16 protein-coding genes are annotated in these 20,363 nt (G+C 62.4%); 3 read left to right on the forward strand and 13 right to left on the reverse strand.

Translation table 11 applies throughout. From position 1 onward, the window contains the following. Positions 1–157: 157 nt before the first annotated feature. The 5 genes from eno to rlmD all read right to left on the reverse strand — a co-directional run bounded on the left by eno (position 158) and on the right by rlmD (position 7,885). The gene (gene eno / locus ACW5W4_RS15025; RefSeq protein ID WP_456689907.1) at positions 158–1,459 is read right to left on the reverse strand and encodes a phosphopyruvate hydratase; all 1,302 of its coding nucleotides are present in this window, start codon (positions 1,457–1,459) and stop codon (positions 158–160) included. An 89-nt stretch (positions 1,460–1,548) separates the two neighbouring features. Next, positions 1,549–3,186, reverse strand: a complete 1,638-nt coding sequence (pyrG, locus tag ACW5W4_RS15030) for a glutamine hydrolyzing CTP synthase (RefSeq protein ID WP_408796700.1) — start codon at positions 3,184–3,186, stop codon at positions 1,549–1,551. A gap of 141 nt (positions 3,187–3,327) precedes the next feature. Then, positions 3,328–4,125: a nucleoside triphosphate pyrophosphohydrolase gene (gene mazG / locus ACW5W4_RS15035; RefSeq protein ID WP_456689908.1), complete on the reverse strand. Its 798-nt coding sequence runs from the start codon at positions 4,123–4,125 to the stop codon at positions 3,328–3,330. Positions 4,126–4,204: 79 nt separating this feature from the next. Next, positions 4,205–6,412, reverse strand: coding sequence for a GTP diphosphokinase (gene relA, locus ACW5W4_RS15040; protein WP_041995340.1), 2,208 nt, complete (start codon positions 6,410–6,412; stop codon positions 4,205–4,207). A gap of 150 nt (positions 6,413–6,562) precedes the next feature. Continuing rightward, entirely contained in the window at positions 6,563–7,885 is a 1,323-nt protein-coding gene (gene rlmD, locus ACW5W4_RS15045) for a 23S rRNA (uracil(1939)-C(5))-methyltransferase RlmD (RefSeq protein WP_456689909.1), read from the reverse strand. 461 nt (positions 7,886–8,346) lie between these two features. Between rlmD and barA the strand changes: the two genes are divergently transcribed. The 3 genes from barA (at position 8,347) to ACW5W4_RS15060 (ending at position 12,526) form a co-directional block, all read left to right on the forward strand. Next, complete coding sequence (gene barA / locus ACW5W4_RS15050) at positions 8,347–11,055, forward strand: two-component sensor histidine kinase BarA (protein WP_456689910.1); 2,709 nt, start codon at positions 8,347–8,349, stop codon at positions 11,053–11,055. A gap of 79 nt (positions 11,056–11,134) precedes the next feature. Then, a complete protein-coding gene (locus ACW5W4_RS15055; RefSeq protein WP_408796696.1) occupies positions 11,135–11,614 on the forward strand; it encodes a YehS family protein in 480 nt (159 codons plus the stop codon). Between the two features lie 3 nt (positions 11,615–11,617). Beyond that, a complete protein-coding gene (locus tag ACW5W4_RS15060; RefSeq protein ID WP_456689911.1) occupies positions 11,618–12,526 on the forward strand; it encodes a peptidoglycan recognition protein family protein in 909 nt (302 codons plus the stop codon). 202 nt (positions 12,527–12,728) lie between these two features. Here the strand turns inward: ACW5W4_RS15060 and pdxJ are convergent, their stop codons facing one another. The 8 genes from pdxJ to ACW5W4_RS15100 all read right to left on the reverse strand — a co-directional run. Next, positions 12,729–13,466 carry a pyridoxine 5'-phosphate synthase gene (gene pdxJ, locus ACW5W4_RS15065; RefSeq protein ID WP_456689912.1) on the reverse strand — a complete coding sequence of 246 codons (738 nt, stop codon included), beginning with the start codon at positions 13,464–13,466 and terminating at the stop codon, positions 12,729–12,731. A gap of 244 nt (positions 13,467–13,710) precedes the next feature. Beyond that, complete coding sequence (gene recO / locus ACW5W4_RS15070) at positions 13,711–14,409, reverse strand: DNA repair protein RecO (protein WP_456689913.1); 699 nt, start codon at positions 14,407–14,409, stop codon at positions 13,711–13,713. Beyond that, positions 14,410–15,309 carry a GTPase Era gene (gene era, locus ACW5W4_RS15075; RefSeq protein WP_456689914.1) on the reverse strand — a complete coding sequence of 300 codons (900 nt, stop codon included), beginning with the start codon at positions 15,307–15,309 and terminating at the stop codon, positions 14,410–14,412. A 58-nt stretch (positions 15,310–15,367) separates the two neighbouring features. Then, the gene (rnc, locus tag ACW5W4_RS15080) at positions 15,368–16,039 is read right to left on the reverse strand and encodes a ribonuclease III (RefSeq protein ID WP_041995324.1); all 672 of its coding nucleotides are present in this window, start codon (positions 16,037–16,039) and stop codon (positions 15,368–15,370) included. Positions 16,040–16,041: 2 nt separating this feature from the next. Continuing rightward, entirely contained in the window at positions 16,042–16,965 is a 924-nt protein-coding gene (gene lepB / locus ACW5W4_RS15085; RefSeq protein ID WP_456689915.1) for a signal peptidase I, read from the reverse strand. Between the two features lie 4 nt (positions 16,966–16,969). Next, positions 16,970–18,763: a translation elongation factor 4 gene (gene lepA / locus ACW5W4_RS15090; protein WP_041995320.1), complete on the reverse strand. Its 1,794-nt coding sequence runs from the start codon at positions 18,761–18,763 to the stop codon at positions 16,970–16,972. Positions 18,764–18,878: 115 nt separating this feature from the next. Then, complete coding sequence (locus tag ACW5W4_RS15095) at positions 18,879–19,340, reverse strand: SoxR reducing system RseC family protein (protein ID WP_456689921.1); 462 nt, start codon at positions 19,338–19,340, stop codon at positions 18,879–18,881. A gap of 60 nt (positions 19,341–19,400) precedes the next feature. Further along, on the reverse strand, positions 19,401–20,363 hold a 963-nt coding region (locus ACW5W4_RS15100; RefSeq protein ID WP_456689916.1), incomplete at its 5' end, for a MucB/RseB C-terminal domain-containing protein.

A 20,363-nucleotide genomic window follows, 5' to 3' on the forward strand; every position in this document is an offset into this window, starting at 1 on the left:
TCCATCAAGCGGCTTAGTTTCCCATATTCGCGGGAAAGACAAAAGAAAGCAGACACATCCGCGCGCCGACCGGTATCGAAAAGCCGTGCGGCGCCCCCGGGAATGAAAAAACCCCGCCGAGGTGGCGGGGTTTTGAGCGGTGGAAGGAAGGCGGGAATTACGCCTGGCCTTTCACTTCTTTCAGACCGTTGAACGGAGCCTTGGCACCCAGGGCTTCTTCGATACGGATCAGCTGGTTGTACTTGGCAACACGGTCAGAACGGCTCATGGAACCGGTCTTGATCTGGCCAGCAGCGGTACCCACGGCCAGGTCGGCGATGGTCGCGTCTTCGGTCTCACCAGAGCGGTGGGAGATGACGGCGGTGTAGCCGGCGTCCTTGGCCATCTTGATGGCAGCCAGGGTTTCGGTCAGGGAGCCGATCTGGTTGAACTTGATCAGGATGGAGTTGGCGATGCCGTTGTCGATACCGCGCTTGAGGATCTTGGTGTTGGTAACGAACAGGTCATCACCCACGATCTGGATCTTCTTGCCCAGCTCGGCAGTCTGGTAGGCGAAGCCTTCCCAGTCAGATTCGTCCAGGCCATCTTCGATGGAGACGATCGGGAACTTGGTGGTCAGGTCGGCCAGGAAGTCGGTGAAACCGTTGGAGGTGAAGATGCGACCTTCGCCTTTCAGGTTGTACTCTTTCTTCTCTGCGTCGTAGAACTCGGACGCGGCGCAGTCCATGGCCAGGGTGATGTCGGTGCCCAGCTTGTAACCGGCAGCGGCAACGGCCTCGGCGATCACTTCCAGCGCTTCGGCGTTGGACTTCAGGTTGGGAGCGAAGCCACCCTCGTCACCGACGGCAGTGTTGTAGCCCTTGGACTTCAGCACCTTGGCCAGGTTGTGGAACACTTCGGCGCCCATGCGGACGGCCTCTTTCAGGGTCTTGGCGCCAACCGGCTGGATCATGAACTCCTGGATGTCGACGTTGTTGTCGGCGTGCTCACCACCGTTGATGATGTTCATCATGGGCAGCGGCATGGAGTAGACACCCGGGGTACCGTTCAGCTCGGCGATGTGGGCGTACAGCGGCAGGCCCTTGGCAGAAGCGGCGGCTTTGGCGTTGGCCAGGGAAACGGCCAGGATGGCGTTGGCGCCAAACTTGGATTTGTTCTCGGTGCCGTCGAGGTCGATCATGATCTGGTCGATAGCGGCCTGGTCCTTGGCATCTTTACCCAGCAGCGCCTGAGCGATCGGGCCGTTGACGGCTTCGAGCGCTTTGAGCACGCCTTTACCCAGGAAACGGCTCTTGTCGCCGTCACGCAGTTCCAGCGCTTCGCGGGAACCGGTGGACGCGCCAGACGGAGCGGCTGCCATACCAACAAAACCACCTTCCAGGTGAACTTCGGCCTCAACGGTCGGGTTACCACGGGAGTCGATGATTTCACGACCGATCACTTTAACGATCTTGGACATGTGTATTTCCTCAGGTTTCGTAAAAAAACAACAAAAATATGCCAAAAAAAGCGGCTGGGGCCCAGAGCCTCAACCGCATTTATTTTCAATTACTTCAAATTACGCTTCTGATACTCGCCTGCCGCCTTCACAAAACCGGCGAACAGGGCGTGGCCATCACGGGGAGTCGAGGTGAACTCCGGGTGGAACTGCGCCGCCACAAACCAAGGGTGATCCGGGATCTCGATAATTTCCACCAGCTTCTTGTCGGCGGAGAGACCGGTCACCTTCAGACCTGCTGCCTCGATCTGCGGCAGCAGCTTGTTGTTCACTTCATAGCGATGACGGTGACGCTCGTAAATGGTCGGGCTGCCGTACATCTGACGCACCTTGGAATCGTCCACCAGGTGGCAGAGCTGGGAGCCCAGACGCATGGTGCCGCCCAGATCGGACTTCTCGGTACGGGTTTCGACGTTGCCTTCTTCATCCACCCATTCGGTGATGAGGCCCACCACGGGATAGGCGCAATCTTTCTTGAATTCGGAGGAGTGAGCCCCTTCCAGACCCGCCACGTTGCGGGCAAACTCGATCAGTGCGACCTGCATGCCGAGGCAGATGCCGAGGTAGGGGATCTTGTTCTCACGGGCATAACGGGCCGCCAGGATCTTGCCTTCCACGCCGCGCTCGCCAAAGCCGCCCGGTACCAGGATGGCATCCAGACCTTCCAGCAGCTCTTCGCCGCGGGTCTCGATGTCCTGGGAGTCGATGTACTTGATGTGAACGGAGAGTCGATTCTTCAGGCCGCCGTGCTTGAGCGCCTCGTTGACGGACTTGTAAGCATCCGGCAGGGAGACATACTTGCCCACCATGCCGATGGTCACTTCCGCAGTCGGGTTGGCCTCTTCATAGATGACCTGTTCCCACTCGGACAAGTCTGCTTCCTTGCACTCCAGACCGAAGCGCTCGATGAAGTAGGTGTCCAGATTCTGGGACTTGAGCAGGGCCGGGATCTTGTAGATGGAGTCGACGTCCTTCATGGAGATGACGGCGCGCTCGGGCACGTTGCAGAACAGGGCGATCTTGGCGCGCTCAACGGCCGGGATGGCGCGGTCGGAGCGGCAGATCAGCACATCCGGCTGGATACCGATGGAGAGCAGTTCCTTGACGGAGTGCTGGGTCGGCTTGGTCTTCACCTCGCCGGCGGCGGCCAGGTAGGGAACCAGGGTCAGATGCATGAACATGGCGTTGTTGCGACCCACTTCCGCGGCCAGCTGGCGCAGGGCCTCGAGGAACGGCAGGGACTCGATGTCGCCCACGGTACCGCCCACTTCGACGATGGCCACCTGATGGCCCTCGGCACCGGCAATCACCCGCTCCTTGATGGCGTTGGTGATGTGCGGGATCACCTGGATGGTGGCACCCAGGTAGTCACCACGGCGCTCCTTGCGCAGCACGTCGGCATAGATGCGGCCGGTGGTGAAGTTGTTGCGGCGGGTCATCTTGGTGCGGATGAAGCGCTCGTAGTGGCCCAAGTCCAGATCGGTCTCGGCCCCGTCCTCGGTTACGAATACTTCACCGTGCTGGGTCGGGCTCATGGTGCCCGGATCCACGTTGATATAGGGGTCCAGTTTCATGATGGTCACATCCAGACCACGGGCTTCCAGAATGGCTGCCAGAGAAGCTGCGGCAATGCCTTTGCCGAGGGATGAAACAACGCCACCAGTTACAAAAATATATTTTGTCGTCATGCTGAACCTGAAAGAAGTTTAGGGATTTTTAAGGGGTGCTTCGGGGATGAAGCAGGACGGGGAAACAGTATACCAAAACCCCCTCTCCCAAACAATGAACAAAAATCTATCAGGCCCGCACGCCAGGCGCCTTGCGCCAAATCAACTTTGCTCGGTTTGCTTGGCTCTGTCCCAGGCCCCATCGAGTTTTTCCAGGGAACAATCGGTCATCTTGAGCCCTTCGGCGGCGATAAACTGCTCAACCTGACGAAAGCGGCGCTCGAACTTGGCATTGGCGCCCCGCAGCACCTGCTCCGGATCCTTGCCCAGATGGCGCACCAGGTTGACGGTGGCAAACAGCAGATCGCCGAGCTCGTCGCTCACCCGCGCCTCGTCCACGTCCGCCATCAGCGCCTCTTCCATCACCTCGTCCAGCTCCTCATGGATCTTGTTCACCACGGGGCCGAGCGTCTTCCAGTCGAAACCGACGCTGGCGCAGCGCTTCTGGATCTTGGCGGCCCGGGTCAGGGCCGGCAGCGAAAGGGGGATGTCGTCCAGCACGCTCTCTTGGTCCAGCGCAGCCCGCTCCTTGGCTTTCTCCGCCTCCCAGTTCACCTTCACCGCCTGCTCGTCGCCGAGCTCCGCATCGGCAAACACGTGGGGATGGCGGCGAATAAGCTTCTCGCTCACCGCATCGACGATGTCGGCGAAATCGAACAAGCCCCGCTCCTTGCCGAGCTGGGCATAGAACACCACCTGGAACAGCAAATCCCCGAGCTCCCCTTTCAGCCCCTGCCAATCCTGGGTTTCGATGGCGTCGGCCACTTCATAGGCCTCTTCCAGGGTGTGGGGCACTATGGTCTGGAAGCTCTGCTTGAGATCCCAGGGGCACCCCCCCTGGGGATCCCGCAGGCGAGCCATGATATCGAGCAGTTGTGGGAGGTCGTAACGTTGGGACATGGGATCTTCGCTTTCGATTCGTTCAAGAAGGGTCATGAAGAACAACCGGCCACGGGGGCCGGTCACTTTTAATCGGCGATCAGAGGCGCTTGGCGCTGATCACGTCGTTGAGCTGGCTGAGCTTGGCCAAGGCCCGGTTGAAGGCGTTGATGTTGTAGATCTCCAGCTCCATGTCGATCTCGGCGGTCTGATCCTTGACGTTGGAGCGCGAGCGCACCCCCATGACGTTGATCTTCTCGTTGGCGAGCACAGTGGTGATGTCTCGCAGCAGGCCGGATCTGTCATTGGAGAGGATGCGGATGGTCAGGCCATAGCCGCCGGAGTAGTTCTCCCCCCAGACCGCATCGATCAGGCGCTCCGGGTTGCGGCGCGACAGCTCCTTGAGCTGCTCGCAGTCGTCCCTGTGGATGGAGACGCCGCGCCCCATGGTGATGAAGCCCTGGATGGCATCCCCCGGGATCGGCTGGCAGCAGCGGGCGATGTGGGTCATCAGATTGCCCACCCCCTCCACTACGATGTGATCCTTGGGCTTGGGCCGGAACGGCGTATTGGCCTTCTGCTCCAGCTTCGCCAGCAGGCGGCGATCTTCCTCCTCCGCCGTCGGCTTGTTGTAGCGGGTGTCGAGGTAGTTGAGCAGCTGGTTGATGCGGATGTCGCCGCTGCCGATCCCCGCCAGCAGATCGTCGAGCTCCTCGGCATTGAATCGCTCCAGCACCACCTTGTCCACCTTGGAGAGGGTCAGATTGTGTCTGTCCAGCTCCTTGTCGAGCAGCTCCTTGCCGGCGGCGACATTCTTGTCCCGATCCAGCTTGCGAAACCAGGTGGCGACCTTGGCCCGGGCCCGGCTGGAGCGCAGGAAGCCGGCGTTCGGGTTCATCCAGTCGCGGCTCGGGTTCGGCTCCTTCTGAGTGATCACCTCCACCTGATCGCCGGTCTGCAGCGTGTAGGTGAAGGGCACGATGCGACCATCTATCTTGGTGCCGATGCAGCGGTGGCCGATCATGCTGTGAACGTGATAGGCAAAATCGAGCGGGGTGGCCCCCGCCGGCAGGTCGATGACGTCGCCTTTCGGCGTGAAGACATAGACCCGCTCCTCGAACACCTGACTGCGCAGATCCTCGAGCAGGGAGCCGCTCTCGGAGAGATCTTCCTGCCAGGCGAGCAGCTTGCGCAGCCACTCTATCTTGTCTTCGAAGTTGGTGGTCTTGCTGGCCTGGGCCCCTTCCTTGTAGCGCCAGTGCGCGGCGACACCGAGCTCGGCATCCTGGTGCATCTGGTCGGTACGGATCTGGATCTCCACCGCCTTGCCCTCGTTGCCCACCACCACGGTATGGATGGATTGATAACCATTGGGCTTGGGGTTGGCGACATAGTCGTCAAACTCGCGGGGAATGTGGTGGAAATGGGTGTGAACGATGCCGAGCGCCGCATAGCAGTCCTGCAGCCGCTTGGTGATGACCCGCACCGCGCGCACGTCGAACAGTTCGTTGAATTCCAGGTGCTTCTTCTGCATCTTGCGCCAGATGCTGTAGATGTGTTTCGGGCGGCCGTAGACTTCGGCCTCGACCCCGGCCTCGGCCAGGGCATCGCGCAGGGACTGCACGAACTCGCGGATATAGCGCTCCCGATCGAGTCGCTTCTCGTCGAGCTGTTTGGCGATCTGCTTGTAGGTCTCCGGGTGCAGGTAGCGAAAGGCGAGATCCTCGAGCTCCCACTTGAGCTGACCTATGCCGAGCCGGTTGGCCAGCGGTGCATAGATGTTGGTGATCTCCTGGGCCATCAGCACCCGGGTCTCCTCATCAGCCAGCTTGGCCTCTCGCAGGCAGGCGATCCGCTCCGCCAGCTTGATCACCACGGCGCGCACATCTTCCACCATGGCGAGCAGCATGCGCCGCACATTGTCCACCTGCTCCGGGGAGGTCTCGCTGCGATGCAGGGTCTGCAGGGAGCGGATGGCCTCCATCTCCAGCACCCCTTCCACCAGCTTGGCGATCTTGGAGCCAAAGTCCTCCTCCATGCGGGCGGCCGGGATCAGGCCCGCCTCGACGAAGGGGTAGAGGATGGCCGCCTTGAGGGTGGCGACATCCATGTTGAGCATCATCAGGATGCCCACCATCTCCACACCGCGCACCAGCAGGCGAGAGGTGAGCGCCTCCTCCCCCTGGCTCACGCAATACTGGTATGCGGTTCGCAGCTGATCCTTTTCAGCCTCACCGAGGGAGAGGGAACTGACCCACTCATCCAGGGTGAAGTTGTCTTTCAAGTGAATATCGCGAACCGCAACCATGGTATCAATCCTTAATTGTTGGGACCCGGGCGAACCCGACCCCGCACTTTGACGAGACTCGCCTCAAATGGGGACGCAACAACCCAATTTCAAGCCGGCGTAGCGGCCGATCTCGGTTGTTCTCCCCGGCGAGGCATCAGATTACTGCAATCACCCCAGCTCGAACAACGCCATGGATTCGAGATGACCGGTATGGGGGAACATGTCCAGCATGCCCAGACGGGTCAGCTTGTAGCCCCCCTCCACCAGCACCTTGCTGTCCCGGGCCAGGGTGACCGGATTGCAGGAGACGTAGACCACCCGCCTGGGGGAAAGTTTCACGACATGGTCCATCACCTCCAGCGCACCGGGGCGCGCGGGATCCAGCAGCACCAGATCGAACCCTTCCCGGGCCCAGGACATGCCGGCGATGTCGCCGCTCAAATCCGCCTTGTAGAAGCGGGCATTGTCGATGCCATTGCGCTTTGCGTTCTGGCTGGCCCGGGCCACCATGGCCAGATCCCCTTCCACCCCGACCACCTCCCTGGCCTTGCGCGCCAGGGGCAGGGTGAAGTTGCCGATGCCGCAGAACAGATCCAGCACCTTGTCCCCGACGCCGACCCCAAGCCAGTCGATGGCCTGGGCCACCATGGCCTGGTTGATGCCGCCATTGATCTGGATGAAGTCAGCGGGAGCAAATGCAAGAGTCAGGCCATCCAAGGAGTAAGCGGGCTCAAACTGCTGGCTCAGGGGCTCGATACGCTCATCGGCCGCCTGCAGATAGAGGTCTATCCCCTGAGCCTGCGCAAACGCCACCAGCAGGGCGCGATCCGCCTCGTTGGGGCGACCGGTATGGCGCAGCAGCATCAGGATCCCCTGCTCGGCCTGGATGAGCTCCACATGACCCAGCTCACGCTGGCTCTTGAGGCGGTTGAGACACTCGCGCAGCGGCGTGATCAGGGCCGAGAGCGGATCGACCAGCACGGGGCAAGCCCCTATCTCCACCAGGTCGCTGGATTGGCGACGGCGAAAGCCGACCCGAGTGCAGCGGCCGTTCTTGTCAAACTTGATGGCCAGCCGGCAGACCCGGCGATAGGCGCGGGATCCCCCGGTCAGCACGGGTGCGAGGGCCGGCGCCTGGATGTTGCCCAGGCGCTCGAACAGGCTGACCAGTCCGGCCTGCTTGGCCGCTTGCTGATCGGCCTGGGACATGTGCTGGGCATTGCAGCCACCACATTCGCGGTAATGGGCGCAGAACGGAGAGATGCGGTTGTCGGCCGGCAGCACCACCTGCTGCAGGGCGCCGTGGCCATAGTGCTTCTTGTCATCGACGATGCGAGCCTTGACCCGCTCGCCGGGTAGCGCCCCTTCGACGAAGATGGCCTTGCCCTGATGGCGGCCGATGCCGACGCAGTGATGGTCCAGACTGTCTACCGTAAATTCAATGCGTTGGGGCTGGGTGGATTTCTTTTGGGGCTTGAAAAACTGGGCCATAAAACTTGGTGCCTATAGGTGGCTATGTCATGATTGTGGAATCTGCAGCAGGCTATTGTCCCACAAGAATAATAGTATGACCAAATACGGCCTGAGAGCCCGCCCCCGCTCATTCACCCTATTGTCCACCCTGCTCACCGGGGGATCTCTCCCATGACCCAAGGCAGCCTGCAGGCACACGCTCGTCCGTTGACACCCTTGCTAACCCTGTTCATCGTGGGGGCTCTCCCATGACCCGATACCACCTGCGGGCACGCGCTCGTTCGTTGACACCCTTGCCAGCCCTGTTCATCGTGGGGGCTCTCCCATGACCCGATACCACCTGCGGGCACGCGCTCGTTCGTTGACCCCCTTGCCAGCCCTGTTCATCGTGGGATCTTTCGCATGACCCGATACCACCTGCAGGCACGCGCCCGTCCGTTGGCCCCCTTGCCAACCCTGTTCATCGGGGGGGCTCTCCAATGACCAAATACGGCCTGCGGGCACGGGTGCTTGCCTTCACCATTTTGCCGACCCTGATCATCGGCGGCCTGATGGCCGGTTATTTCACCTTCCACCGTTATCAGCAGCTGGAAAACAACCTCATCGATCAGGGGATCAACATCATAGAGCCCCTGGCGATCGCCAGCGAATACGGCATGACCCAGCACAGCCGCGAGTCGCTCAAGCGGCTGATCGGCCTGACCCACCGCAAGAACTCGCCGCTCATCAAGTCCATCGCCGTCTTCACCCAGGACAACCAGTTGTTCGTGACGTCCAACTACCATCGCGACTTCACCCGGCTGCGGCTGCCGGATGGCCGCCCCATCCCAGAGCTGACCAGCGTCAGCCGCTATGGCGACGACATCATATTGCGCACCCCGATCCAGGCCGAGACCAGCCTGGACGGCTTCCCCCTGCCCAGCGATCTCGATCCCCCCGTCATCGGCTACATCTCGATGCAGATGACCATGGACAGGGCCATGATACTGCAGTACCGCGACACCTTCTTCGCGGTGATCATGGTGCTGATCGGCATCGCCGTCAGCGCCCTGTTCGGCTTTCGCCTGGTCAAGAGCGTGACCCAGCCCATCACCGACATGGTGAAGGCGGTGCACAAGATCAGGGAAGGGCGCCTCGATACCCGGGTCAGCGGCCAGCTCACCGGCGAGCTGGACATGCTGAAAAACGGCATCAACGCCATGGCCAAGGCGCTCTCCGAATACCACGAGGAGATGCAGCAGAACATCGATCAGGCCACCTCGGATCTGCGGGAGACCCTCGAACAGATAGAGATCCAGAACGTCGAGCTCGACATGGCCAAGAAGCGGGCCCAGGAGGCGGCCAGAGTCAAATCCGAATTTCTGGCCAACATGTCCCACGAGCTGCGCACCCCCCTCAACGGCGTCATCGGTTTCACCCGTCAGCTGCTCAAGACGGCGCTGACCCCGAGCCAGACCGACTACATGCAGACCATAGAGAAGTCGGCCCGCAACCTGCTCAGCATCATCAACGACATCCTCGACTTCTCCAAGCTGGAGGCGGGCAAGCTGCAGCTGGAGCACATCCCCTTCAGCCTGCGTGACACCCTCAACGAGACCATGCACCTGCTGGGACCGAGCGCCCACGACAAGCAGCTGGAGCTCTCATTGCGGGTCGATGCCGAGGTGCCGGACCACCTCACCGGCGATCCCATGCGCCTGCAGCAGGTGATCACCAACCTGGCCGGCAACGCCATCAAGTTCACAGAACAGGGCAACGTGGACGTCCACATCAGCCAGAGCGGCCCCCTGCACCAGGGCAAGTGCCGCCTCAATGTGCAGATCCGCGACACCGGCATCGGCATCTCGCCAGATCAGCAACGCCAACTGTTCCAGGCCTTCAACCAGGCGGACTCCTCCATCTCCCGCCGCTACGGCGGCACAGGGCTCGGCCTGGTCATCACCCAGAAGCTGGTACAGCAGATGGGCGGCCTCATCCGCTTCGAGTCCGAACTCGGCCAGGGATCCGTATTCACCTTCAGCCTGGATCTCGAGGTCTCCCTGCTGCCCCAGGCGGATCAGCTGCCGCTGGATCGCATCCGGGGCCGCCGGGTCTGGCTGCTGGAGCCGGATCCCTTCACCCGGGCCGCCCTCTGCGCCCTGCTGGAGGAGTGGCGGCTGGATGTCAGCCTAGTCGAGCCCGATGCCCCCTGGCCCGCCATCGCCGACCAGGACATGGTGCTGATCGGCAGCAGCCAGCGCCACGGCCCCGAATCCGTGCTGGCTCGGCTCGATGGCCTCAAGGGACGGCAGAACCGCATCGTGCTGCTCAGCAGTCACGAGCCGGCCCTCTATGAGGAGATGCACCAACATGGGGCCCTGCATTGTCTCTCCAAGCCCATCAATCACCGCAAACTGCTGCACGCCCTGCTCTCCCCCGAGGCGACCAAGAACGAGCTGCTGCCCGCCCCCCAGCCGCGCCATATCGAAGACATACGGGTGCTGGCGGTGGACGACAATGCCGCCAACCTCAAGCTCATCGCCGCCATGCTCAAGGAGATGGTGAGCCAGGTGGTGGTGTGCAAGAACGGCAAGGAGGCGGTCCATCAGGCCCAGAATCAGGGCTTTGACATTATCTTCATGGACATACAGATGCCCATCATGGATGGCATCAGCGCCACCCAGGCCATTCGCAGCCAGTCTCTCAATACCGAGACCCCCATAGTCGCGGTTACCGCCCATGCCATCCCGGGCGAGCGGGAGCGGCTGATCCGCCAGGGCATGGACGACTACCTGGCCAAGCCCATCGACGAGGCCATGCTGGCCCAGCTCATCAAGGACTTCGCCCATCGCCGCCACCAGAGCAGCGGTCCCCAGCAGATAGACTGGACCCTGGCGGTGCGCCAGGCCGCCAGCAAGCCGGAGCTGGCCCAGGAGATGCTGACCATGCTGCTCATCAGCTTCGACGAGGTGGACCCCCTGCTCGAGGCCGCCATCCGGGGCGAGGCCCCCTCCCAGGAGGTACTGGATCAGCTGCACCGCCTCAACGGTGGCTGCGCCTACTCAGGGGTGCCCGGCCTGCAGCGACTGCTCTCCCAGCTGGAGCAGCAGCTGCGCGATGGCGTCGCCGTCGCCGAGCTCGAGCCCGAACTGCTGGAGTTGCAGGATGCCATCGAACAGGTGCGGGCCGAGGCGCCCCGCTACCTTTAGCCAAGAGGCTGCCGGGCGGCGCTTTTTCTGACGCCACCCCCGCCAAGTGATACAGTTGCCCGCTTTTACAGGAGTCACCATGACCAACAACGATATACTGCGTCGCCTGCGCTACGCCCTCAACATCAGCAACGACCAGATGGTCGAGATGTTTGCCAAAGGCAATCTGCCGGTCACCCACGCCCAGCTGCACAGCTGGCTGATGAAGGAAGCCGAAGAAGGAGAAGTGCAGGAAGCGGGCTTTGCCGCCTGCCCGGACTCGGCTCTCAGCCAGTTTCTCGACGGCATGATCGCCGTGCGCCGCGGCGTGAAAGAAGACGCGCCGCCCCAGCAGATCCCCAACCGGATCAACAACAACCTCATCCTGAGAAAGCTGCGCATCGCCTTGAACTTCAAGGAAGAGGATATGCTGGCCACCCTCAAGGCCGCCGACTTCAAGCTCTCCAAGTCCGAGCTGAGCGCCCTGTTTCGCGCCAAGGATCACAAGCACTACCAGGACTGCGGGGATCAGATCCTGCGCAACTTCCTGCTCGGCCTGACCGCACAACTGCGCGGCTGAGCCATGGCCGCGCCGTCGCACCTCCCCCTGCATCGGCCCCCCGGCCGAGAGGGGAGCGCGGCGCGGCGCCCCTCCCTTGGCTGGGCCCTGCTCCTGCTGGCCAGCCTCGCCCTCCAGGGCTGCCAGCCCGCCAGTTACCGCCTCGATCACCGCCATCACAGTGCCAGCCAGGATGATCGCATCGCCTTCATCATCCTCCATTACACGGACGAGGATGACGCCAACTCCCTGCGCCTGCTGACCCGCGCCCGCCACAAGGTGAGCGCCCACTATCTGGTGCCCCGTGAGCCGGCCCGCTCTCCCCTGCCCGTCTATCAGCTGGTGCCGGACAGCCAGCGCGCCTGGCATGCGGGGCGCAGCCGCTGGCATCACCAGGCCGGGCTCAATGCCAGCTCCCTGGGCATAGAGATAGTCAACCTGGGCTACGATGCCAGGGAAACGCACCTGGCCATCGATCGCCGTCACTGGCAGCCGTTCACCGAGCCCCAGATCGCCGCCGTGGGCGAGCTGGTGCGAGACCTCGCCGCCCGCTACCGGATAGCACCGACCCAGGTGCTGGCCCACAGCGACGTGGCGCCGACCCGCAAGCTGGATCCGGGTCCCCGCTTCCCCTGGCGACGGCTCCACTTCGAATACGGCGTCGGCGCCTGGCCCGATGAGTCCCGGGTTGCCGCCCTGCGCGCCGAGCTGGCGCGCTCCCCCTCCGCCCGCTGGGATGCCGGCCGCTGGCAGCAGGCCCTCGCCCGCTACGGCTATGATCTGCCCGCCACTGGCCAATGGGATGCGCCGAGCCGGGAGGCCCTGCGCGCCTTCCAGCTCCACTTTCGTCAGGAGAGGGTCGACAGCGAGCCCGACCTCGAGAGTCAGGCCATCCTCACCGCCCTGCTGGAAAAGTACTCTCCGGCGCCCTGAGCCCTGTTTCACGCCCTGAACGCCATCAGCCCCCACCCTTGCCAGACCCCAAAAGAGAAGCGGGCGGGCGGGGGCCCCGCCGGGGCGGGGGGGGGGGGGGCCGCGCCCCCCCCCCCCCCCCCCCCCCCCACCCCCAAAACCCCCCCCCCCCGCCTGCCCCCCGGCGGGCCGCTTCTTGCTGGACCTCCTCGCCCTCACGGGATCAGAGGTTGCTGCGTGCTTCCTGCATCAGGGCGCGCATGTCGCTGACTGCCTTGGCCAGGCCGTCGAAGGCGGCGCGACCTATGATGGCGTGACCGATATTGAGCTCATAGATCTCGGGGATGGCGGCGATCGCCTGCACGTTGTGGTAGTGCAGGCCGTGGCCGGCATTGACCTTGAGCCCCTTGTCGGCGGCATAGGAGGCGCCGGCGGCGATCCGCTTGAACTCGGCGTTGCGCTCGGCATCCGTGGTGGCGTCGGCATAGCGGCCGGTGTGGATCTCGATGAAGGGGGCACCGCTCTCGACTGCCGCATCGATCTGGATGGGGTCGGCATCGATGAAGAGCGACACCTTGGCGCCCACCTCGCTCAGGCGGCGCACGGCATCGCTCACCTTGTCCAACTGGCCGGCCACGTCCAGGCCCCCCTCTGTGGTCACCTCGGTGCGCTTCTCCGGCACCAGGCAGACGAAGTGAGGCTTGATACGACAGGCGATGGCGATCATCTCCTCGGTCACCGCCATCTCCAGGTTCATCCTGGTCTGGGTGGTCTGGCGCAGGATCTCGACGTCGCGGTCGGTGATGTGGCGGCGATCTTCCCGCAGGTGGACGGTAATGCCATCGGCTCCGGCCTGCTCGGCCACGAAGGCGGCCTGTACCGGATCCGGGTACTGGGTGCCACGGGCATTGCGCAGGGTGGCGATGTGATCGATGTTCACACCCAGATAGATTTCGCTCATTGATAACTCCTTGAAAGTCCGTGTTGAAATCCGTTGCAGGTCTAGCGGCCGGCGACTCGGCGCCAGGGGCCTGCCTGTCTCATTGCGGGGTGCGTCAAAAACAGCGCCCTGCTCTTCCACTGACGCTTGCTGCAATATGAGAAGTTGCAGCGCCAATCGGCGTTAGCCTTTCCGCTTCAAAAACAGCGCCCTGCTCTTCAACTGGCGCTTGCTGCAATATGAGAGGTTGCAGCGCCAATCGGCGTTAGCCTTTCCGCTTCAAAAACAGCTCCCTGCTCTTCAACTGGCGTTTACCCAGATAAGGTTGCAGCGCCAGCCGGCTGAAACGCTTGGCCGCCTGCAACAAGGGAGGGGTATCGAACCGCCCCTCGGCGAAGGCCAGCAGGTGGGCACCGAGAAACAGGGTACGGGGATCCGGCGCCCGCTCGCAAGCGACGAAGCCGAGCTCCCGCTCGAAGCCATAGAGCAGGGCGGGCTGGATCGGGGTGTCGTCGTCGGCGGCATATTCGAAGTCCACCGCATAGCCCAGGGCCTGCAACAGCAGAAACTCGAAGCGGCGCAGGGGCAGCTCCGGGGTTTCACCGTCGGTGAGTGCCATCAGCGCATGGGCATAGGCGTCGAACACCTCGGGGAAGGGGGTATTGGCCTCAAGCAGGTAGTAGACCAGCTCGTTCAGATAGAGGCCGTAGAACAGCAGATCGCCGCCGAGGCGCAAGGAATGATCCGGGCATTCGACCTGGACGAGATTCTTGAGATCCCCCTTGCCGCGCCAGCTGAGGGTGAGCAGGGAGAAGGGTTGCAGCAGCCCCTTGAGCGGGGAGCGTGGCCCGCGGGAACCGCGAGCCACCAGGGTGAATCGGCCACTATCCTGGGTAAACACCTCGACCAGTTGGCTGGTCTCCCGATAGGGCCGACTGTGGATGACGAAGGCTGGGCTCAGCAATCAGTCGTCACCATAACCCAGGCTGCGCAGGGCCCGCTCATCGTCGGCCCAGCCCGCCTTGACCTTGACCCAGAGCTCGAGGAACACCTTGTTCTGGAACAGGCGTTCCATGTCCAGGCGCGCCTCTGTGCCTATGGTCTTGATCCGCTCCCCCTTGTTGCCGATGACCATCTTCTTCTGGCCATCCCGCTCCACCAGGATCAGGGCATTGATGTGATAGATGCCGCTCTCTTCCACCTTGAAGCGCTCTATCTCCACCGTCACCGAGTAGGGCAGCTCCTCGCCGGTGAACCGCATCAGCTTCTCGCGAATGATCTCCGAGGCCATGAAGCGGGAGGAGCGGTCGGTCACGTAATCTTCCGGGAAGAAGTGGACATTCTCAGGCAGCAAATCCTTGGCCCATTCGCGGATCTTGGCGACGTTGGTGCCCTTCTCGGCGCTGATGGGCAGGATGTGGGCGAAGTTCATCTGCTGGCCCAGCCACTCCAGGTGGGGCAGCAGATCTTCTTTCTCCTTGACGTTGTCAATCTTGTTGACCGCCAGCACCACGGGGCACTTGAGGTGGCGCAGCTTGCCCAGCACCATCTCGTCATCCTTGGTCCAGTGGGTGCCGTCGACCACGAACACCACCATGGCCACGTCACCCAGGGAGCTGGTGGCGGCGCGGTTCATCAGGCGGTTGATGGCCCGCTTCTCTTCGATGTGCAGACCCGGGGTATCCACATAGATGGTCTGATGGTTCTCCTCGGTGTCGATGCCCAAAATCCGGTGACGGGTGGTCTGGGGCTTCTTCGAGGTGATGCTGACCTTCTGGCCGAGCAGCTTGTTGAGCAGGGTGGACTTGCCCACGTTGGGGCGGCCCACGATGGCGACAAAGCCGCAATACGTCGTATCTGTCATGACAGTTTTTCCAATGCCTGTTGTGTTGAAAGACCGCGGCCTCTTGCATCAATAGCAGTCATGACAGTCTTTCCAATGCTTGCTGCGCCGCGGCCTGTTCGGCCTTGCGGCGGCTGGTGCCGACCCCGATGAGGGGCTCAGCCAGGCCTTCGACGTCGCACTGGACGGTGAACTCCTGGTTGTGTGCCTCACCCTTGACCTTGGTCACGGTATAGGTCGGCAGGGATTTGCGGCTTCCCTGCAATATTTCTTGCAGACGGGTCTTGGGATCCTTCTGCTCTATGCCCGGCTTGATCTCCTCCAGGCGGCTGGCGTACCAGCCGAGCAGCAATCCACGCACCGTCTCAAGGTCGGTATCCAGATAGATGGCGCCGATCATCGCCTCGACCGTGTCCGCCAGGATGGACTCGCGGCGATAGCCGCCGCTCTTGAGCTCCCCCGGGCCCAGGATCAGATGATCCCCGAGCTCGAATTCGCGGCCCAGTTCCGCCAGGGTCTTCTCGCGCACCAGGGTGGCGCGCATCCGGCTGAGATCCCCTTCCGCCGCCTGCGGGAAGCGGTGGAAGAGGTCATCGGCAATCACCAGGCTGAGGATGGAGTCCCCGAGGAACTCCAGTCGCTCGTTGTGGCGGGACCCGGCGCTGCGATGCGTCAGGGCCCGGGTCAACATATCCTTGTCCGAAAAGACATGCCCGAGACGGGACTGCAGTCTGTTCATCTTGATATTCATCATCACTCGATTCCGCCAATGCGGTTGAAGCGCACGCCGGTCGGCACCCAGCCAGGCAGCCAGGAGCTCTCGTCGCGCTCAAATTCAAAACTGATCCAGATGGCGACCGCCTTGCCCACCAGGTTCTGTTCGGGCACGAAGCCCCAGAAACGGCTGTCGGTGCTGTTGTCGCGGTTGTCGCCCATCACGAAGTAGTGCCCCTCCGGCACCACCCACTCGTCCGGGTAGGTACCGGGCTGGCGATAGTAGCGATCCACCAGGTCCGGCATCATGGGATTGCGCAGGGTATCGTGGCTCACCGCACCCAACTGCTCGGTGAAGCGATCCAGGGGGATCCCCATCTGGCTGAATTCACCTCGCTGGTCGAAGGTGACGTCGAGCTTCTGGAAGCCCGGGCAGGTTTTCCCTTCCTGTTCCTCGCACTTGGGCCGGATCATGATCTGCTTGTTGCGATAGATGACTCTGTCCCCCGGCATGCCGACCACCCGTTTGATGTAGTCGACCCGGGTATCCAGCGGATACTTGAACACCACCACGTCGCCCCGTGACGGTTCACCCGTCTCGAGGAACCTGGTGTTGGTCACGGGATCCTTGAGGCCATAGGCAAACTTCTCCACCAGGATGAAGTCCCCCACCAGCAGGGTGGGCATCATGGAACCCGACGGGATCTGGAACGGCTCGAACAGGAAGGAACGCAGGATCAGCACCAGGGTGATGACGGGGAAGATCCCCGCCGTCTGCTCTATCCATACCGGAACCGGCGCCACCTTGGCCAGGGTCTTCTCGTCTAGGCCAGCACCGCCATGGGCACGGGCCACGGCGATCTTGGCGGCCCGCTGCTTGGACCACACCAGTTTGTCGACACACCAGATGACGCCGGTCACCAGACAGACGATGACCAGGATCAGGGAAAACGTGCTTGCCATCAGATCAATCCTTTCCTACATGGAGAATGGCGAGGAAGGCCTCCTGCGGCACGTCGACACGGCCCAGGGACTTCATCCGCTTCTTACCTTCTTTCTGCTTGTTCAACAGCTTCTTCTTGCGGCTCACGTCGCCGCCGTAGCACTTGGCGGTCACGTCCTTGCGCAGGGCCTTGACCGTGCTGCGGGCGATGATCTGGTTGCCGATAGAAGCCTGAATGGCGATGTCGAACATCTGACGCGGGATCAGCTCGCGCATCTTCTCCACCACCTGGCGACCGCGGAACTGGGCGTTCTCCTTGTGGGTGATGATGGCCAGGGCATCGACCCGCTCGCCGTTGATCATGATGTCGAGGCGCACCATGTCGGAGGTCTGGAAGTGCTTGAAGCCGTAATCCAGCGAGGCGTAACCGCGACTGGTGGACTTGAGGCGATCGAAGAAGTCGAGCACCACTTCCGCCATGGGGATCTCGTAGGTCAGGGCCACCTGCTTGCCGTGGTAGACCATGTTGGTCTGCACGCCACGCTTCTCGATGCACAGGGTGATGACGTTGCCCATGTACTCCTGCGGCAGCAGGATGTTGCACTCGGCGATGGGCTCGCGCATCTCCTTGATGTTGTTCACAGGCGGCATGGCGGCCGGGCTGTCGATGTGAATGGTCGAACCGTCGTTGAGTTCGATTTCATACACGACGGTCGGGGCCGTGGTGATGAGATCCAGATCGTATTCCCGCTCCAGACGCTCCTGGATGATCTCCATGTGCAGCATGCCGAGGAAGCCGCAACGGAAGCCAAAGCCCAGGGCGGTGGAACTCTCCGGCTCGAAGAACAGGGAGGCATCGTTGAGGGAAAGCTTGTCCAGGGCGTCACGGAAGGACTCGTAGTCATCGCTGGAGATGGGGAACAGACCCGCATAGACCTGGGGCTTCACCTTCTTGAAACCGGCCAGGGCCTTGTCGGCGCCGTGCTTGGCCTGGGTCAGGGTATCGCCCACCGGGGCGCCGTGGATGTCCTTGATGCCGCAGACCACCCAACCTACCTCGCCACAGCCCAGCCCCTGGGTATCCACCTGTTTGGGGGTGAAGATACCGATGCGATCGACTCCCCATACCTGGCCGGTACTCATCACCTTGATCTTGTCGTTCTTCTTGAGAGAACCGTTCTTGATCCGCACCAGGGAGACGACCCCCAGGTAGGAGTCGAACCAGGAGTCGATGATCAGCGCCTGCAGCGGGGCATCGGGATCCCCTTCCGGGGCCGGGATCTTGGCGACGATCTCTTCCAGCACCAGGTCAACGCCCAGGCCGGTCTTGGCGGAGCAACGCACCGCATCGACGGCATCGATGCCGACGATGTCCTCGATCTCCTCGGCAACCCGCTCGGGCTCGGCGGCAGGCAGGTCGATCTTGTTGAGCACTGGCACCACTTCCAGCTCCATTTCCATGGCGGTGTAGCAGTTGGCCAGAGTCTGTGCCTCAACCCCCTGACCGGCATCGACCACCAGCAGCGCCCCTTCACAGGCAGCCAGCGAGCGGGATACCTCATAGGAGAAGTCCACGTGACCCGGGGTGTCGATAAAGTTCAGCTGGTAGGTGTTACCGTCTTTGGCCTGGTAGTTCAGGGTCACACTCTGCGCTTTGATGGTAATGCCGCGCTCGCGCTCCAGATCCATGGAGTCAAGCACCTGAGCCTGCATCTCGCGGTCGGACAGGCCGCCACAAGTCTGGATCAGACGGTCCGACAGGGTCGATTTACCGTGGTCAATGTGCGCAATAATCGAAAAGTTACGAATGTATTTCATCGAGCAGGGATCACTCAAATTAGGTTAGGGCCGGATATGGAGGCAGGATTTTACTGGATAACCCGCTAAACGGCCAATCTTTAGTCGGCGGGTCAATCAAGGGGGGCCAACATGGTTAAACAAGGGAGCGAGTGGTGAGCACGGCTCCCAGAATACGGGGGCCATAAGCCCCCCGATCGAGACGGTTCGAATAAAAACGCACCAGCAAGAAACCCAGGGCGCCGCCCCCCAGACAACTGAGGATGGTGACCCCCTCCCCCGCACCGAGCAGAGGAGCCAGCCAGAGCTGGCCGAACAGGGCACCCGCCAGCAGGCAGAACAGCGGCAGCACATAGACCAAGGCAGCCCCCCGCAGCAGACTCTGCCGGGGAATGCCAAGGCGCACCTGCTGGCCCACCGCCAGCGTCATGGTGCGGGCAACCCGGATCCGCTGGTGATGCTGGGGAAATGCCTTGGCCACAGTGCCGGTGCCACAATGGGATTGCTGCTGGCAGCCGCTGCAGGCGGAGCGCCGCTCACACTCGACCCAGACGTGCCGATCGTCGATGGCGACCACGGTCGCCAGCTCTTCGCTCATTTCATCCAAGGTGTCACTCCTGCGCCATGGGATCCCGCCCACCATACGTCATGGGCGTCCTTACTGCACCGTCTCATTGCGAGAGAGCGGCCGTACCGACTCGGCGATGCGCTTGGCGGTGTCGGCCGGGATCTCCCCCACCACGGTGATTTCGACCCCGACATCGTTGACGAAGCTGACCAGGGAGGTGGCCCCCTGGCGGATCAACTGCTGGCGCACCGCCTGCTCTGGGTCGACCCTGGCCACATAGACGGAGAGATCCACCAGGCCATCGGAGAGCATCATATAGTCCACCGGGGTGCTGGTGGTCACCAGCTGGTGCTTGTCTTGCGAGAGCAGCTTGAAGCCTTCCGGCAACCAGGTCACCTGCCAGTTGAGCACCTGCTGGGGAGCGGGGTAGGCATCTTCCAGCGTCAGGGCATGGGGCAGCTTGCTGTTGGCCAGGGTGACCAGCCAGGGGGACGGCGCCGACATCAGATCGAGATCCACCCCAAGCACCTGCTCCACCAGATTGCCCTCCTTGTCGATCATGTCGGTCCTGAGCAGCAAATGGCTCTCTTCATCGAGCCAGAGCACGAAACCGTACTTGTCCGCCTCCTTGGGCACCATGCGGATCACCTGGGAGACCCGACCCGCCACCCGGCTGCGGCCGGCCACCACCAGATCATAACTGGCCAGCACCCGCGCCAGCGGCATGTTGACCAGGGTGGACCAGATGCCGGGGAAGCGCCCCCCCTTGAGGGTGTATGGCTCGTGGGTGTTCTCGAAGAAGGTGAACTCATCCTGGCGCTGCAGATATTCCACCGCCTTGCCATCCAGATAACTGAGGTGGGCAACTTCCTTGCCGTCGATGATGGCATGGCTGATCCGGATCGGCTCGAGCCGACCCTGTCTGGCCTTGACCATGGCGAGTTCGAAATTCTGTTGGGTGGCGGCTCTCTGCATCTGCTGCAACAAGGCCTCGGGCCCCCCCCGGGGGGGCGCGGGGGGGGGGGCACAAAAACCGGGGGCGGGCCGCCCGCG

The organism is Aeromonas crassostreae (assembly GCF_054052445.1).